This window comes from Paludisphaera rhizosphaerae, assembly GCF_011065895.1.
In the GTDB taxonomy this organism is placed as follows: Bacteria; Planctomycetota; Planctomycetia; order Isosphaerales; family Isosphaeraceae; genus Paludisphaera; species Paludisphaera rhizosphaerae.
In genome coordinates this window covers 65,897-82,690 of record NZ_JAALCR010000016.1, presented here as the reverse complement: position 1 = coordinate 82,690, position 16,794 = coordinate 65,897, and the positions used below count along the sequence as shown (strand labels likewise).

Below are 16,794 nucleotides of genomic sequence, written 5' to 3'. Positions count from 1 at the left end.
CGGAACGTTGCGCGAGGTCCTGGAGAGGGCGTACTACTGGATCTCGGCCGAGCTGACGACCTTGCTCGGCTTCACGCTCGCGATCGTTTTCGTCGCCTACCTGCTCCGGCAGAAGCGGTCGCCGGCCACCACGATGGCCTGGCTGCTGGCCGTGATCCTGGCCCCTTACATCGGCGTGCCGCTGTACATCATTTTCGGCGGTCGGAAGATGAGCCGGCTGGCGGCCCGCAAAGCGCCGGTCTACGCGGGCTCGGCTCAGCGACTCGCCCCGGCGATCGACCTCGACACCGAGCGGTTGCTGCGGTCGTTCGGCGTTCCGGAGGCCAAACCGGGGAATCGCGTCGAGCTTCTAGAGACGGGCGAGGAAACGTTCGCCCGGATGATGGATCTGATCCAGGAGGCGCATTCCACCCTGTACGTGACCACGTTCATCCTGGGCGACGACGAGGTGGGCCAGGCCCTGATCGAGGCCCTGGCCCGCCGAGCGGAAGCCGGTGTGAGGGTTCGCCTCTTGCTGGACGACGTCGGCTCCTGGTGGCTGCGGCGCCGAAAGCTCGCGCCGTTGATCGAGGCCGGCGGCCGCGTCGCCTATTTCATGCCGATGTTCCACATCCCGTTCCGGGGTCGAGCCAACCTGCGAAACCACCGCAAGGTGGCCGTCGCCGACGGCCGGACGGCGGTCACGGGGGGGATGAATCTGGCGGCCGCCTACATGGGGCCGCTCCCCGACCACGCCCGCTGGCGAGACCTGGCGGTTGCCGTCGAAGGTCCGGCGGTGGACGACCTGGAGTGGCTCTTCCGATCCGACTGGAAGTTCGCCACGGGCGAGGAACTCGCCGCCAGTCGTCGCCGACCGCCTCACCCTCCGGGCGAACCTCCGACGACGGAAAGCCCTCAACCGGGCTCCGCCATGGTTCAGGTTGTCGCCAGCGGCCCCGACGTCGAGGGGGACCCGCTTTATGAGTCCTTACTCTCGCTGATCTTCTTCGCGCGTCGACGGGTCTGGATCGTCACTCCCTACTTCGTCCCCGACGAGATGCTCGTTCGGGCCCTCGTTCTGGCGGCGCGCCGAGGGGTGGACGTCCGCCTGATCGTCCCCAGGCGCTCCAACCACCCGATCACCGACTTCGCCCGCGAGGGCTATATCCGCGACCTCTATGAAGCCGGCGCGGAGGTGCTGCTCTACCGGCCGACGATGCTCCACGCCAAGGCCGTCCTCTTCGACGATCGTCTCACCGTGATCGGATCGGCGAACATGGACTACCGCAGCCTCTTCCTGAACTACGAGGTCGCCCTCTACCTCTTCGCCTCGGATCGGGCCGAAGAGGTCGCCCGATGGATCGAGCGGCTGGCCGGCGGCTGCACGGTCTACGAGCCCAAGCCGGGCGGCGCCCGCGAGATCGTCGAAAGCGTCGTCCGGCTCTTCGCGCCGCTGCTGTAAGCGATGACGGGACGCGAGCCCGCAGCAATAAGTCCACCAGACGCAAGCCATTGGCCCCAAATGGCTTGCCGACGAGCACCCGTCGAGAGCGGCGACCGCACACGGCGGAGGAGAAAGGGGACTGGCTCCCGGCGAAAGCGCCTCGGCCCTTGGTATCAACCTGGCGGCCGGGTGCCTGTCCCCTTTCTCCGGGCATCCCCGAGGCCGCTTCGGAGCCAAGGGGGACGAGCCAAGGGGGACAGGCACCTCCGCTGCGCTGCGGAGCCAGTCCCCCTTGACTCCTCCGCTCCGTGTGCAACCCGAGCGGTCTGCGCTCGAACTCGATTGGGATGCCCGTCGTGTTCGATGGGACGGAGCCGTCGGCGATCCGAGATCGCGCTGCCTACTGAACACATAATCCGGTTGCATTTTCCTTCTGGATCAATTCGGGGTCATTTTCGTACCATTAGGGGGAAGCGGAGATGGCTTCGGATTGGCGGAGCGGCGGTGGGCTACTGGGCTCGCGGCCGTTTTCTGATTTGGGATCGGCCGCACATACGCCTCGACACATGGGACCCGGGCCAAGATTAAGATGAAGAGACGGGACGACATCCGGAACGTGGCGATCATCGCGCACGTCGACCACGGCAAGACGACGCTCGTGGACTCGATGCTCCGCCAGTCCGGCCAGTTTCGCGCCTCGCAGTTGCAGGGCGAGCGGATCCTGGATTCGAACGACCTGGAACGCGAGCGCGGGATCACGATCCTCGCCAAGAACATCGCCATCAACTACGGCGACGTCAAAATCAACCTCATCGACACGCCGGGCCACGCCGACTTCGGCGGCGAGGTCGAACGGACCCTGCAGATGGCCGACAGCGCCCTGGTGCTGGTCGACGCCTTCGAAGGGCCGATGCCGCAGACGAAGTTCGTCCTCCGCAAGGCCTTTGAGTGCCACATCAAGCCGATCGTGGTCATCAACAAGGTCGACCGGCCCGACGCCCGCCCCGAGGAAGTGCTCAACGAGATCTTCGACACCTTCGTCGAGCTGGGCGCCAACGAGGAGCAGGCGGACTTCTCCTACATCTTCGCCTCCGGCCGAACCGGCTTCGCCTCGGACGATCCCAAGGCGACCTCCGGCGACATGCGGCCCCTCTTCGACCTGATCCTTGAGAAGGTGCCGGGCCCCGAGGTCGACCTCGACAAGCCGTTCTCAATGGTCTGCACCACGCTGGACTACTCCGAGTACGTCGGCCGAATCGCCATCGGCCGGATCTCGACCGGCAAGGTCAAGCGCGGCCAGCGGGCGAACCTCCTGAAGCGCGGCGAGGCCGTCGTCCCCGGCTCGATCACCGGCGTCCTGCTGTTCGACAAGCTGGGCCGCGTCGAGGTCGAGGAGGCCGAGGCCGGCGACATCGTGGCGATCGTCGGCCTCTCCACGGTCGAGATCGGCGACACGATCGCTTCGCCCGAGGTCACGGAGGCCCTGCCTCGCATCGAGGTCGGCGAGCCGACGCTGAGCATGTTCTTCTCGGTGAACGACTCCCCGCTGACCGGCGAGGGGAAGTACCTCACCAGCCGTCACATCAAGGACCGGCTCGACCGCGAGCTGGAATCCAACGTGGCGCTGCGGGTCGAGCCGGCCGAGGACCTGGACGCGTTCATCGTCTCGGGCCGCGGCCTGCTGCACCTCTCGGTCCTGATCGAGACGATGCGCCGCGAAGGCTACGAGCTTTCGGTCGGCAAGCCCGAGGTCATCATCAAGAAGATCAACGGCGTCGACTACGAACCGTATGAGTTCCTGGTCGTCGACGTGCCGCACACCCACATCGGGCCGGTCATGGAACTGGTCGGCAGCCGTCGCGGCGAGATGAGCAAGATGGACGTCAAGGGGGCCTACGCCCACCTGGAGTTCCTGATCCCCGCCCGCGGCCTCATCGGCCTCCGCAGCCGGCTGATTTCGGCCACCCAGGGCGAGGCGATCATGCACCACAATTATCACGACTACCGGCCGCTGAAGGGTGAGATCCCCTCGCGGGCCAACGGCGTGATGATCAGCATGGTGCGCGGGCAGGTCGTCGGCTTCGCGCTGGACAACCTCCAGCAGCGCGGGACGATGTTCGTCGCCCCGGGCGACGACACCTACGAGGGCATGATCATCGCCGAGAACGCCCGCGACGACGACATGGTGGTCAACCCCTGCAAGGAAAAGAAGCTGACCAACATGCGGGCCTCGGGCTCGGATAAGAACATCCTGCTCAAGCCCCCCCGCGACATCTCGCTCGAGTACGCCCTCGAATACATCGAGTCCGACGAACTCGTCGAGATCACCCCCACCAAGGTCCGCCTCCGCAAGAAGGTGCTGACCGAGGAAGGCCGCAAGCGGTCCGGCCGCGCCGGCAAGAAGGTCGGCGTCTGACGCCGATCGATCCGGAGTTTTTAACCGGCCGGCGGCGATTCCTCCGTGGAGGACGCCGCCGGTTTCGCTGCGCGGAGGTTGCGGAGCTTCTGGTAGAAGAGGATCTCCAGCCGGTTGTTCCGCAGCGCGATCCGCGCCTCGCGGATCAACAACACGCAGGCGGCCAGCATCAGGCCGACGCCCAGAATGGCCAGGGTCGTCGGCACGACGAGGAACCAGCCGCCGGCCAGCGCGTCGAGCGCCAGCGTGAGGCTCGTTCCCACGTACATCGCCAGGGCCGAGTAGAGCACCGTCAGCGCCAGCCGAATGGTGTCGCTCCGCTCGATCATGCGATCGAGCTGGACCGAGATGTGCTCCAGCCGCTCCTCCACGAAATCCACCTGCTTCGCCCCGCGGCCGAGGTCGTCGGCCTCCTGGTTGAGCTGGCGGATCCGGTCGACGATCCGAGACATCCGGTTGGACGTCGAGATGATCAACGACCCCGTCGCCGTCATGAACAGCGCGGGGGTGATCATGGCGGAGAGCGTTTCGTAGGTGCTGGGAACGGCGACGGGCATGGTGGATCAGTGCTGCGGAGCCGGGGCCGCTTCCGACACCGCTCGCATCCGCTTGCGATACACATGGGGCGGCTCGAACGGCATCGGGCCGGCGGCCTTGGCGGTGGCGAGGACCTCGGCGGCGAGGCCGGGGAGGCCGTTGTCGCCGTAGAAGGTGACCGTCTCCTCGGCGAGCTTCGCCTTCACGATGAGGACCGAGTAGTTCTTGCCGTTGACCAGCAGATAGCCGAGCGTCCGGCCGTAGGGGTCGAGCGTGGCCGAGCGGACGAGCTGGATCGTCGTCGCCGTGGCGAAGGCTCCCTGGGCGAAGGCGCGAGCCTCCTGGCCGAAAGATTGGTCGTAGGGAATCTTGTGCTCGTCGTGGCGGGTCTCGGGCGAGTCGATGCCCAGGATGCGGACCGTCTCCACATCGCCGCCCGGCCAGTGGATCACGACGGTGTCGCCGTCGTCGACGGTGACGGTCGAGGGATCGACGTTGAGCGGCTGGCCATGCGGTCGAGGCTGGGGAGTCGCCGGCGTTTTGGCCGCGGCCGGGGCCTGTGCGCCGGGAGCCGTGGCGGGCGCCTGCTGCGCGCCGGCGGTTGCGACGACGACCAGCATGGACGCGGCGGCGGCGAGACCTCGACCTCGAGTGAAACGCTCGGACATGGAGCCTCCCGGAACGTGAACGGCCAAGCTTATTGGCCTATGTTCTTCTTGATGAACGCCAGGCCGTCGCGGCAAAGGCCCTCGGCGTCGGGGAAGAGCGGCCGCCAGACCCGGGTCGCCGCCGCCAGCGCCGGGAGGGCGAGGCCGAAGGCCTCGATGGTCAGGTAGCCGTCGTAATTGGTCTGGCTCAGGCCGTCGAAAAAGGAGTCCCAGGCCACCTGGCCGGTCCCCGGAGTGCCGCGGTCGTTCTCCGAGACGTGGACGTGGATCGTCTCCTCGGCCGACGACCGGATCGCCGAGGCCTGGTCCTTTTCCTCGATGTTCGCGTGGAAACTGTCGAACATCATCCGGCAATACGGGTGGTTCACCGCGCGGATGAACGCCTCCGTCTGGGCGGCCGTGTTCAGGAAGTAGCACTCGAACCGGTTCAGCGCCTCAACGGCCAACCGGATGCCGCGAGCCTCGGCCTTCTCGGAGACCCTCTGAAGGGTCTCGACGCCGTACTGGAACTCGTCGTCGGTCGGCCCTCGGCCTGAGAACAGACCGATCGTGGAGTGGAGCGGGCCGCAGAGGATCTCGCAGCCGAACTGCTGGCCGCACTCCAGCACCCGGTCGAGATACGCGACGGCCGCATCACGAACCTTGGGGTCGGACGAGATCGGGTTGATCTCCGGCCCCCCCATGACCGTGACGGCCGTCGCCGAGAGCCCCAGCGATTTCAGCCGCCCTCCCAGGCGTTTGTAGGCTGCATGATCGTCGATATTGAAGATCGGCACCTCGACGGAGTCGAAGCCGATCGCCTTGATCGACTCAAGCACCCCGTCCTGGGCCTCGGTGACGTGGTCGGTCCACAGCAACAGGTTCATACCGGTCTTCATATCGACGATCCTTGCGATGGGAGACGCGCAACCAAATCCTCAAACGGGGACGACGGTCTCCCACTTCCGATTGTCGGCCGAGTCGAGCACGGCGTCGCAGACCGCCTGGGTGGCCAGCGCATCGCGGAACGTCGGCGGGGTCGACTTGCCGGAGGCCAGGTTCTCCAGGAAGTCGGCCACCTGATGCACGAACGTGTGCTCATAGCCGATCTGGAGGCCGGGGACCCACCAGTGCTTCATGTAGGGCTGGTCGCCGTCGGTGACGTGGATCGACCGCCAGCCGCGGAGGATGCCGTCGTCGCCGTGATCGAAGTACTCCAGCCGGTGCAGGTCGTGGAGGTCCCACTTGATCGACGCCTTCTCGCCGTTGATCTCGAACGTGTAGAGGGCCTTGTGACCCCGGGCGTAGCGCGTCGACTCGAACAGGCCGAGCGAGCCGTTGTCGAACCGACAGAGGAAGGCGCAGGCGTCGTCGATGCCGACCTTCTCCACCTTGCCCGTGAGGCTGTGCTTCCGCTCCTTGATGAACGTCTCGGTCATGGCGGAGACGCTGTTGATCGAGCCGTTCAACCAGAGCGCCGTGTCGATGCAGTGGGCCAGCAGGTCGCCGGTGACGCCCGAGCCGGCCGCGGCCGAATCGAGACGCCAGAGCCCCGCGCCGCCCTGGGGGAGATCGGCGGAGATCGTCCAGTCCTGGAGGAACTCAGCGCGGTAGTGGAAGATCTTTCCGAGCCGGCCCTCGTCGATGAGTTGCTTGGCCAACGTCACGGCCGGAACGCGACGGTAGTTGTACCAAACCGTGTTCACAACGCCCGCCTTCTCGACGGCGTCGACCATCGCCTGCCCCTGGACGAGGTCCATGGAGAGGGGCTTCTCGCAGAGGATCATCTTGCCGGCCTCGGCGGCGGCGATGGCGATCTCGGCGTGGGTGTTGTTCGGCGTGCAGATGTCGATCGCGTCGATATCCTTGCGCTCGATCAGCTTCCGCCAGTCGGTCTCGACCGACTCATAGCCCCAGTTCTCGGCGAACGCCTGCGCGGCGGTCTTGTCGCGACCGCAGACGGCCTTCAGCACCGGGCGATACGGGAGGTCGAAGAAATCATTGACGCGCTTGTAGGCGTTGGAATGGGTCCGGCCCATGAAGCCGTAGCCGACGAGGCCGATGTTCAGAAGCTTCTTCTCGGACATATCGTCACCTGTTCTCATATTCGGATGCAGGAGGGATCGGCGGCTCGGTCGGGCTCAGGCGGACCAGCCGTGGGCGTCGCGGACCTGGATCATGGTCGCGAGGATGTCGTTCCAGGTCTGGGGCTTCATCATGACGTCGTTGGGGAACATGCAGCCGTCCCAGCAAATGTGCTTGAACTTCCGGGTGGGCCGGCCGGTCTCGTCGCGGAGCCAGAAACCAGCGTGGTGGGGGATGTCCAGCTTGCCGTTGGGATCGTTGGCCAGGCAGTGGCGGCCCGTGTGGTCGTGCGAGCCCGAGCCGAAGACCGTCGCGTCGTTCTGGGCGACGTGGAAGTCGAGCGTCCAGGGACGGAGGGCGTCCGTCAGCGTCCGCAGGGCCTCGTCGAGGACGTGCTTGTCGTGCCAGTCGTAGTTCTTGGGGAGGATGCGGTCTTCGGGGGCGTTCTCGCCGAGGGTGTAGAGGAGCGTGTGGGCCATGTCGGCCTGGAAGCCGAGGACGTCCGGCTGATCGACGCGCTCCAGGAGGTCGAGCATCTTGCGCCAGGAGTGCATGCCTCCCCAGCAGATCTCCCCCTCGGCGGCGAGCTTCTCGCCGTGATCCTTGGCGATCGCAGCGGCCTGGCGGAAGGTCTCGGCGATCTTGGCCTGGTTCCCGTCAGGGTCGGCCGACCATGCCTCGGGGCTGCACGCCGAGTCGAGCCGGACGACGCCGTAGGGGCGAATTCCCAGCTCGCGGAGCTTCTTGGCGATTCGACAGCCCTTGCGGACCTGCTCCAGGAACTTCTTGCGGCCCTCGCCCTCGTCCATCGCCGAACCGCCCCCCGTCGGCGGCCAGACCGGCGCGACGACCGAGCCGATCGTCAGGTGACGCTTCGACGCCTTTTCGGCCAGTTGCTTGATCTGGTCGTCGGTTGAGTCGATGTCGACGTGGGGGGCGAACAGGAAGAGGTCGAACCCGTCGAACTTGACGCCGTCGACCTGGGCGGCGGCCGTCAGGTCGAGCATCACGTCGAGGTCGATGCAGGGGTCTCCCCCCTCGCTCCCCTTGCCGACCACCCCGGGCCAGGCGGCGTTGTGCAGCTTCGGGAAATTGTGCGTGTGGGTCGCGGTCATCGGACGGCCTCGGCTCGATGGCTTGAAGAGAGGGAAGCGTTTTGATTCGAAATCAGCCCCGAGGTCGCGTCACCAGCGGGGGAAGGGGTCGATAAGCGTTTCGCGCAGCAAACGGTCGACGTTACGGACCCGGCGGATGCCGAAGAAGCCGATCGGGCCTCTTACGATCGCGCCGAGACCCTCGAAATGGAGGTCGCCGGTGCCGTCGGGATACTCGAACGGAGTCGTATCCGCGATCAGGCCGGGGATGATCGAGTAGGCGTCGAGCCGGCCGTCGGTCGGGTCGAACCGGCCGATGATGACGCGCTGGTCGGTCATCGCGTAGACCGTCCGGGCCAGGGTCCAGCGACGAGACATCCAGGAGCCGGTCCGGTAGAGAGCGTCCAGCATGATGAGCGTCCCGATCGTCGCCGGGGCGAGCCCGAATCCAGCCACGACGGCCCAGGGGTTGATGGTCGCCTGATTCAGCACGCCCAGCATCCCCGCGAGCGATACCCCCGAGAGAGCGGTGAGCACGACCACGAAAGCGAGCGGGATCAACCGCACGCGCCGCATCCGAGGGAGCGTCGGCCGCTCGGCCCAGAGCAGGCACTCGCCGGGGGAGAGTTCCTGCTTCACGCCGTCGCGGACAGAGTCGTCGAAGTCGTCCGGATCGCACCAGCCTTGGTCGTCCATCGCGGGGCTTCCTCGGGACATTCGGTGGTCGTTTCAGATCAACTCGGGAATCACCTTCGATCGGGGGAAGAGGCTCTCTAGACGGGATTGCGAACGCCGCGCCGGACCGACCGCGCGAAGGCGGCCGGTCCGGCTGGAGTCCGTTCTTTAGACCTTCAGGTAGTCGCCCATCTTGGGCAGGTTGGCATGGGCGTCGGGCCCGAAGTAGCGGAGGCTGACGAAGGGCTCGGAGCCGGTGTTCTTGAACGTGACGCCCTCGCCGGCCTTCTTGTGGCTGACGAAGACCTCGTCCTTGGTCACCTCGCCGAAGCGGATGAAGTTGGGGCTGTCGACATCGAGCTTGTCGATGAACCCACTCCCCTGCACGACGGTCAGGCCGTAGGCGCCGGGGTCCTTGATGGTGGCCGTGCGGCCGGGCATGACGGTCAGCTCGCAGGCGCTGAAGACCTGCTTGCCGGCGACCGTCCCGTAGACGATCCACTTGTCGACGTACCCTTCCTTCTCCGATCCCGAGCGGACGATCGGCTCAAGATAGTGGTTCGCCTTGAACTCAGGGTCGACGTTCTGCTCCCAGTCGAGCTGGTCGACGAGGTAGTCGAGGTCCTGGTGGTATTCCTTGGGGACGTCCTTGACCAGCAACTCCCAGGGCACGCGGCGTCCTTCGACGAGCGACTGGTACATGCCGAAGACGTCCGAGCCCCACTGCGGCTCATACGTCACCAGCGAGCCGGGGGCGTGGAGGACGTCGGGCGGGATGAGCCAGCCGGTGCCGGGCTTGAGGCGATAGGCCTTGGACAGGTCGAGGATCCCGTTGTCCCCCTTGTTCCAGTTCTCCAGGCAGCGGCGGACGTCTTCCTTCTTGGTGCCCGGCTCCAGGCCCATGAAGGTGTAGGGGAAGTTGTTCCCCGTCCAGTTGAGCTGCGGGGGGAAGTAGTAGCTCTCAGGCTTCCCCTCCAGGCCGAGCTTCTCGGCCTGCTCCTGGGACTGGTGCATGTGGTGGGGGATCGGGCCGAGGTTGTCGAAGAACTTGCTGTAGACCGGCCAGCGCTTGTACTTGTTCCAGATGTCCTTGCCGACGATCTCCTCGCCGTGGGCGGAGATGGCGTCTCGGAGGGTGAATTTGCCGCCGTCGTGGACGACGTAGCTGAGGCCCTCGTCCGGAGGCGCGCCTTCGTTGGCGGCCGGCGTGGTCGAGCCGAACCAGCGCTCGTCGATGCCGCCGCGGTGGGTGCCCAATGCGTAGAGGTCTTCCCGCGACAGCTTCAGCCGAGCGCCCGGCATCAGAAAGGACCGAGGCACCCAGGTCGGCGCCAGTCGCAGGATCCCCTCGCCCGCGTCCAGCGCCGCGCGCGTCTTCGCCGCCACGTTCTGCTCGCTCATCCCACCCTCGCTCGTCGTCTGCGGCGACGGCGCACTCAACGCCGACGCCAGGCCTCGCGCAAACCGCCCCCGCCTCTCGCACGGCGGGGCCGAATCGGTTGTAAGTCAAGCCGCCGTTCGACGCAAGCGCCGAGGCCGCGCCCCGTACCGATTCACGCCGTGCGGGCCCTCATCCGCGGCAAAGTCCATGAGGCCGATGACCCGCCGGCTCGTTGGGAAGCCGGCTTCCCAACGTCGCGGGAGAATCCCGACCCCCGCGGTCAATTCTGTTCGGCACGACTTGCATGGGCCTCTCCGAAGGCCATTGCCCCCCCTTCTCCCACCAGGGGAGTTGCGAGGTTTCTATCGCCTCTCCCGAGGCCCAAATCTCGTGCTGAACAGGATTGCCCCCGCGGTCGCTGCCCATGAAAGGATTTGGCGGCGCTCGGCTTTCCCTTTCGTCGCTTGCTTCGGCATCGGCTTTGCGTCTTAAGAACCTCGTTGGCCGCGAGTTTCCCAACTGGGTTCTTCGGATGGACCCTCACAAAAAACGCGGCCCCCCGAAGTCAATCCACAAACAGGGAGCCGATCATGTCTGAATCGATGACCGATAAAGCCAAGGACATCGCCCGTGAAGCCGCCGAGAAAGCCAAGGAGGTCGGCCAGAAGATCTCCGATAAAGCTTCTCAGGTCGGCCACGCCGTCGGCGACAAGGCCTCTGAGCTGGGCCACGAAGCCAGCGAGAAGGCCCACGAATACAGCCAGGTTGCGAGCGAGAAGGCCCACGAGGCCCGCGAGTGGATCAAGGACAAGACGCACAAGGCCGGCGAGAAGGTTGAAGAGGCCGGTGAGACGATCCAGAGCAAGTCCTGACAGACCTCGCTCGCATCACAAGAAAGCTGAAAGAAGGCCGGGGCCCTCCCCCGGCCTTCTTTCGTTTTACAAACACCCTAAACTCCGCAGCTTGCCATCGAAGCCTCGACCGAGCTAATCTTGTTGCGGTGTTTCGGCGAAGGATATGAGGGCGATCGAGGGCTCGACGCGATGACTTTGACCAGGCGATCCTTGGTGGGACTGCTTCTCGTCCTGATCGTACCGGGTCGCATCTCGGCGCAATCGCCGCCGAAGCCGGGGACCACCGATGCCGGCTGGCTCTTGCCCATTCCCGAGGTCGACGCCGACCCCAAGATCCCAACGCTGGAAAAGGTCGTGGGTCATCCTTTCGGTCGAGACGTTTCGAGCGTCTCGGAGATCGAACGCTACCTGCACGCCCTTGCCGACGCGGCGCCTGATCGTGCGAAGCTCGTTTCCTACGGACGGACGATCGAGCGACGCCCCCTGTATTACCTGGTCGTCGCGTCGCCGGAGAACATGAGGCGTATCGAGGGGATTCGAGGCGACAACCTGAAGCTCGCCGACCCAAGGACGCTCGATCGCGACGCCGCCCGGCCGATCCTGGAGAAGCTGCCGGCGATCGTCTGGATGGCCTACGGCGTTCACGGCGACGAGATCTCCTCCGGGGACGCCGCGCTGGTCACCGCCTACCACCTGCTGGCGGACCGTCGCGAGACGACGCGGAAGCTGCTGGAAAAGGTCGTGGTCGTGATCGACCCGATGCAGAACCCCGACGGCCGCGATCGGTTCGTGAACTTTCATCGCGAGGGCCGAGGGGTCGAGCCTGATTCCTCCCCCCTCGCGGCCGAACGCGTCCAACGGTGGGCGACGGGGAGGCACAACCACTACGTCTTCGACATGAACCGCGACTGGTTCCTTCAAACCCAGTCGGAGAGCCGAGACCGGATCGCCGCCTTTCTCCGGTGGCAGCCTCACGTCCTGATCGACGTTCATGAGATGTCGGCCAACCAGCAATACTACTTCGACCCGCCGGCCGACCCGGTCCTCGACCTGATCACGTCCCGCCAGCGGGATTGGTTCAGCCGCTTCGGCCGGCGACAGGCGGGGCGGTTCGACGGCTATGGGTTCCTCTACACCAGCCGAGAGACCTACGACGGCTTCTACCCCGGCTACGGCACCACCTGGCCGGCGCTCCACGGTTCCATCGGCATCCTCTGGGAACAGGCCGGGGCGCGCGGGCTGGTCGTCGACCGCGAGGATGAGACGAAGCTGCACTTCCACGACGGCGTCCGACGCCACTACGTGAGCGGGATCTCCACGGTGGAGACGGCCGCCGAACACGCCCGCGACCTCGTCAGTGACTACTACGAATACCGGGCCTCCGCCGTGGCGCTGGGCCGAGAGGGTCCGCTCCGCGACTACCTGATCCTCCCGGGCGAAACTCCTGCGCGAGCGGCGAGGGTCGCCGACCTCCTCGTGAAGAACGGCATCGAGGTTCGCCGTCTGACCGCCCCGGCGACCGTCCGGGCTCGGAAGGACGCCGAGACAGGACTCAAGGAATGGAACGCGCCGGCGGGGAGCTACCACGTCCCGCTCGCGCAGCCGGCCGGTCGACTTGCCCGAGCCCTGCTCGACGCCCGATTCGACATGGGCCAATCGTTTCGTGAACGTCAGCTCGACCGCAAGCGCCGGCGCCTGGGCGACGAGATCTACGACCTGACCGCCTGGTCCCTCCCGATGAGCCACGGCCTGACGTCGCTGGCCGTCGAGGAGGCCGGCGGCCTCGCCAGCGAACTCGTCGACTCCCCCGCCGCGACGGGTCGCGTTGAAGGACCTGAGCGAGCCAAGGTCGGCTACCTGATCCCGCCGGAGGACGACTCTTTCATGTCTGCGCTGGCGGCCCTGCTCCGCGAGGGCTTCCGCGTCCACGTTCTGGACGACGACGTGCGCCTGAGCGGGGAGAAGTTCGCCAAGGGGACGCTGCTGCTGCGGACGGCCGAGAACCCCGAGAGTCTCCACGCCCGCGTCCGCGAACTCTCCCGAGACCTCGGCTTTTCAGCAAGGTCCGCCGACGGCGGCCTGCTCGACGACGGGACGGGATTCGGGGGCTTCCGGATCTCCTGGGTCAAGCCGCCGAAGGTCGCCATGCTCGTCGACAGGCCGGCCTCGCCCTTCGTTGGCCACACCTGGTACCTGTTCGACCAGGTCTGGCGCTTCCCGGTGACGCGAGTGCCCGGCAACGTGATCGGCGATCTCGACCTCAGCAAATACAACGTCCTGATCCTGCCGGACGGTCGCTACCCCGGCCCCCTGAACGAGGGCTTCACAGCTCGAATCAAGGAATGGGTGAAAGCGGGCGGAACGTTGATCCTCGTGAAAGGGGCCGCCGCCTGGGGAACGGAGAAGGCGCAAGGGCTGCTCGCCTCCAAAGTCCTCAAAACGGCGCCCAAGTCGGCTGACGAATCCGCGACGAAGGCCGAGCGGAAGTCGGGCGATCGACCGGGGGTCGCCGACGAGCCCCGAACCGACGTGGAGGGCGAAACTCCCGATCCCGTCCCCGGGGCGTTCTTCCGCGCGAGCGTCTACGACGACCACTTCGTGACCTTCGGTTCGCCCCGAGAGGTGCTGCCGCTGCTGAACACCGACGTCGCGCTGGCGCCGTTGAAGCCGGCCGACGGCAGGAACCTCGTGACGATCGCGCCGGGGGATCCGCTTGTGAGCGGATTCTGCTGGCCCGAGACGCTCGAATTGATGGCCGGCAAACCGCTCGTGATCTACCAGGAGTTGGGAAAAGGCCACGTCGTCGGATTCGCCGACGATCCGAATTATCGGGCCATGTCCCCCTCGACGCAGCGATTCTTCTGGAACGCTGTCTTCTTCGGCCCAGGGCATTGATGGACGCAACGACCTCCACGTCCTAGACATCTATAAAGGAGGCTCTTCCCAAGCTTGTGCGAGCTAGTCGTGAGCGGCATAATCTCACCATCAAGCTCAAGCCGGGGGAAGGAGCCTCTCCATCGACTCCATCGACCGGGCGGGTCCGCCGGCCCCACATCTCGTTCCGGATGCCCGAGACAATCATGGCCTACACTCGACGCAAAATCACCGGGGCCGTCCTCGGCTCCGTCGCCGCTTTGACGCTGCCAAACTCCGTCCTCGCCGGCGAGGCCGATCTGGTCCTCCCCGACCTCACGAGCCGCACTTATTTAGGCGGGCTTGTCACCGGCTGGTCGCTCCTTGCCGGGGGGCTGGTCGTCTGCGCGTTGGGGCTGGCCTTTGGGCTGATTTTCTTCATTCAGCTCGCGCGGCTGCCGGTGCATCGGACGATGCGCGAGGTCAGCGAGTTGATCTACGCCACCTGCAAGACGTACCTGCTGCATCAGGGGAAGTTCATCCTCGTGCTCTGGGCGTTCATCGCGGCGGTCATCGTGGCCTACTTCGGGTTCCTGTCTGAAGGCCACGTGAATGCAGAGGCTGAGGGGCTACACAATTATCCCGCAACCGTGAAGGTCCCCGTCATCCTGGGCTTCAGCCTGATCGGGATCGCGGGAAGCTACCTCGTCGCCTGGTTCGGCATCCGGATCAACACCTTCGCCAACAGCCGGACGAGCATGGCGAGCCTCCGCGGCAAGCCGTTCCTTTGCTACTCGATCCCGCTGAAGGCCGGGATGTCGATCGGCATGGTGCTCATCAGCGTTGAGCTGCTGATGATGCTCTGCATCTTGCTGTTCGTCCCTCGCGAGCTGGCCGGTCCTTGCTTCATCGGCTTCGCGATCGGCGAGTCGCTGGGGGCGGCGGCCCTTCGGGTGGCCGGCGGCATCTTCACCAAGATCGCGGACATCGGCGCCGACCTGATGAAGATCGTCTTCGGCGTGAAGGAGGACGACGCCCGCAACCCCGGCGTCATCGCCGACTGCACCGGGGACAACGCCGGCGACTCGGTCGGCCCCACGGCCGACGGCTTTGAGACCTACGGCGTCACGGGCGTCGCGCTCATCACCTTCATCCTGCTGGCCGTCAATCGGCCGGAGGTCCAGGTGGACCTGCTGGTCTGGATCTTCGCGATGCGGGTCCTGATGGTGGTGGTCAGCGGCGTCTCGTACTTCGTCAATGAGGCGATCGCCACGAAGCGGTTCGTCCACCTCCGCCACTTCGACTTCGAGATTCCGCTCACCGGGCTGGTCTGGGTGACGAGCATCCTGTCGATCATCGCCACTTACGCCGCGAGCATCGCCCTGATCCCGAACGTCGCGGGGAACGGCAACCTCTGGTGGCAACTGGCGACGATCATCACCTGCGGCACCCTGGCCGGGGCGATCATCCCCGAGGTGACGAAGATCTTCACCTCGACGGGGTCGATCCACGTGAAGGAAGTCGTCAGCACCAGCCGCGAGGGCGGGGCTTCGCTGAACGTCCTGTCCGGCCTCACGGCGGGGAACTTCTCGGCCTTCTGGGTCGGCGGGATCGTGATCGCCGGCCTGATGGCGATCGCCTACTGGGTCAGCCTGCTCTTCCCCCAGGACCTGATGCTCGCGCCGGCGGTCTTCGCCTTCGGCCTGGTCGCGTTCGGCTTCCTGGGCATGGGACCCGTGACGATCGCCGTCGACAGCTACGGCCCCGTCACCGACAACGCCCAGAGCGTCTACGAGTTGTCGCTGATCGAGCAGGAGCCGGGCATCGTCGAGGAAATCAAACGCGACTACGGCTTCGAGCCCGACTTCGAGCACGCCAAGCTGCTGCTGGAGGAGAACGACGGCGCGGGGAACACCTTCAAGGCGACGGCGAAACCCGTGCTCATCGGGACTGCCGTCGTCGGGGCGACCACGATGATCTTCTCGATCGTCGTCCAGCTCGCGGGCGAGGTCGATCCGGTCACGAAGACGCTGAAGCTGATCCCGGCGCGGGTCGAGAATCTCTCGATCCTCCATCCGCCGTTCCTGCTCGGCATGATCTTCGGCATGGCGGTGATCTACTGGTTCACCGGGGCGAGCACCCAGGCCGTGATCACCGGCGCCTATCGCGCGGTGGCGTTCATCCGTCGGAACATGAAGCTGGACGGCTCCGCCAAGGCGAGCGTCGAGGACTCCAAGCGAGTCGTAGCGATCTGCACGCGATACGCCCAGCTCGGCATGTTCAACATCTTCCTGACGATCTTCTTCATCACGCTGGCGGCGGCGTTCGTCGAGCCCTTCTTCTTCATCGGCTTCCTGATCGGCCTGGCCCTCAGCGGGCTCTTCCAGGCGATCTCGATGGCCAACGCCGGCGGCGCCTGGGACAACGCCAAGAAGATCGTGGAGACCGACCTCCGCGAGAAGGGGACCGAGCTGCACGCGGCGACCGTCGTGGGCGACACCGTCGGCGACCCGTTCAAGGACACCTCCAGCGTGGCCATGAACCCGATCATCAAGTTCGCGACCCTCTTCGGCCTCCTCGCCGTCGAGTTGGCTCAGCGCGTCCCCGCCGGGCTGCGGATCGCCCTCGCCGCCGCACTGCTTGGGGCGGCTCTTTTCTTCGTCATTCGCAGCTTCTACGGCATGCGGATCGAGGACAGCCAGACCGGCCGCGACAAGTCCCCCGAGAACGAAGCCCTCTTCGGCGCCGTCGCCGTCGGCCAGACCGAAGGCTGAGAGGGTCGCGGTTCCGTCGACTCGATTTCGCGTCCCTTCCGCAATAAGCGGCGGA

Annotated in this window: 12 protein-coding genes; 5 read left to right on the top strand and 7 right to left on the bottom strand. The window is 65.9% G+C overall.

Annotated elements, in window-relative coordinates:
* Positions 1-7: 7 nt before the first annotated feature.
* On the top strand, positions 8-1,441 hold the full coding sequence (locus G5C50_RS20530) for a phospholipase D-like domain-containing protein (protein WP_165072427.1): 1,434 nt from the start codon (positions 8-10) through the stop codon (positions 1,439-1,441).
* 571 nt (positions 1,442-2,012) lie between these two features.
* Positions 2,013-3,839: a translational GTPase TypA gene (typA, locus tag G5C50_RS20525; protein WP_165072425.1), complete on the top strand. Its 1,827-nt coding sequence runs from the start codon at positions 2,013-2,015 to the stop codon at positions 3,837-3,839.
* 20 nt (positions 3,840-3,859) lie between these two features.
* Here typA and G5C50_RS20520 read toward each other — a convergent pair whose 3' ends face one another.
* The 7 genes from G5C50_RS20520 to G5C50_RS20490 all read right to left on the bottom strand — a co-directional run bounded on the left by G5C50_RS20520 (position 3,860) and on the right by G5C50_RS20490 (position 10,278).
* Positions 3,860-4,396, bottom strand: coding sequence for a DUF2721 domain-containing protein (locus G5C50_RS20520; protein WP_165072423.1), 537 nt, complete (start codon positions 4,394-4,396; stop codon positions 3,860-3,862).
* A gap of 6 nt (positions 4,397-4,402) precedes the next feature.
* Positions 4,403-5,044, bottom strand: coding sequence for a thermonuclease family protein (locus G5C50_RS20515; RefSeq protein ID WP_165072422.1), 642 nt, complete (start codon positions 5,042-5,044; stop codon positions 4,403-4,405).
* Between the two features lie 29 nt (positions 5,045-5,073).
* Positions 5,074-5,922 carry a sugar phosphate isomerase/epimerase family protein gene (locus G5C50_RS20510; protein WP_165072420.1) on the bottom strand — a complete coding sequence of 283 codons (849 nt, stop codon included), beginning with the start codon at positions 5,920-5,922 and terminating at the stop codon, positions 5,074-5,076.
* 39 nt (positions 5,923-5,961) lie between these two features.
* Positions 5,962-7,110: a Gfo/Idh/MocA family protein gene (locus tag G5C50_RS20505; RefSeq protein ID WP_165072418.1), complete on the bottom strand. Its 1,149-nt coding sequence runs from the start codon at positions 7,108-7,110 to the stop codon at positions 5,962-5,964.
* A 54-nt stretch (positions 7,111-7,164) separates the two neighbouring features.
* Positions 7,165-8,223: a sugar phosphate isomerase/epimerase family protein gene (locus G5C50_RS20500; RefSeq protein WP_165072417.1), complete on the bottom strand. Its 1,059-nt coding sequence runs from the start codon at positions 8,221-8,223 to the stop codon at positions 7,165-7,167.
* Between the two features lie 69 nt (positions 8,224-8,292).
* Positions 8,293-8,898, bottom strand: coding sequence for a hypothetical protein (locus G5C50_RS20495; RefSeq protein ID WP_165072415.1), 606 nt, complete (start codon positions 8,896-8,898; stop codon positions 8,293-8,295).
* Positions 8,899-9,045: 147 nt separating this feature from the next.
* Positions 9,046-10,278, bottom strand: a complete 1,233-nt coding sequence (locus G5C50_RS20490; protein ID WP_165072413.1) for a hypothetical protein — start codon at positions 10,276-10,278, stop codon at positions 9,046-9,048.
* Between the two features lie 570 nt (positions 10,279-10,848).
* On the opposite strand from G5C50_RS20490, the gene G5C50_RS20485 reads away from it, so the two are divergent.
* The 3 genes from G5C50_RS20485 (at position 10,849) to G5C50_RS20475 (ending at position 16,739) form a co-directional block, all read left to right on the top strand.
* On the top strand, positions 10,849-11,130 hold the full coding sequence (locus G5C50_RS20485) for a hypothetical protein (protein ID WP_165072412.1): 282 nt from the start codon (positions 10,849-10,851) through the stop codon (positions 11,128-11,130).
* Between the two features lie 195 nt (positions 11,131-11,325).
* Positions 11,326-14,007, top strand: a complete 2,682-nt coding sequence (locus tag G5C50_RS20480) for a M14 family metallopeptidase (protein WP_165072410.1) — start codon at positions 11,326-11,328, stop codon at positions 14,005-14,007.
* A 185-nt stretch (positions 14,008-14,192) separates the two neighbouring features.
* Complete coding sequence (locus G5C50_RS20475) at positions 14,193-16,739, top strand: sodium-translocating pyrophosphatase (RefSeq protein WP_165072408.1); 2,547 nt, start codon at positions 14,193-14,195, stop codon at positions 16,737-16,739.
* The last annotated feature ends 55 nt before the right edge of the window (positions 16,740-16,794 follow it).

Coding starts and splice junctions, on each gene's coding strand:
- typA (WP_165072425.1), top strand. CDS start 2,013: ATGAAGAGACGGGACGACATCCGGAACGTGGCGATCATCGCGCACGTC.
- G5C50_RS20520 (WP_165072423.1), bottom strand. CDS start 4,396: ATGCCCGTCGCCGTTCCCAGCACCTACGAAACGCTCTCCGCCATGATC.
- G5C50_RS20515 (WP_165072422.1), bottom strand. CDS start 5,044: ATGTCCGAGCGTTTCACTCGAGGTCGAGGTCTCGCCGCCGCCGCGTCC.
- G5C50_RS20510 (WP_165072420.1), bottom strand. CDS start 5,922: ATGAAGACCGGTATGAACCTGTTGCTGTGGACCGACCACGTCACCGAG.
- G5C50_RS20505 (WP_165072418.1), bottom strand. CDS start 7,110: ATGTCCGAGAAGAAGCTTCTGAACATCGGCCTCGTCGGCTACGGCTTC.
- G5C50_RS20500 (WP_165072417.1), bottom strand. CDS start 8,223: ATGACCGCGACCCACACGCACAATTTCCCGAAGCTGCACAACGCCGCC.
- G5C50_RS20495 (WP_165072415.1), bottom strand. CDS start 8,898: ATGGACGACCAAGGCTGGTGCGATCCGGACGACTTCGACGACTCTGTC.
- G5C50_RS20490 (WP_165072413.1), bottom strand. CDS start 10,278: ATGAGCGAGCAGAACGTGGCGGCGAAGACGCGCGCGGCGCTGGACGCG.
- G5C50_RS20485 (WP_165072412.1), top strand. CDS start 10,849: ATGTCTGAATCGATGACCGATAAAGCCAAGGACATCGCCCGTGAAGCC.
- G5C50_RS20475 (WP_165072408.1), top strand. CDS start 14,193: ATGGCCTACACTCGACGCAAAATCACCGGGGCCGTCCTCGGCTCCGTC.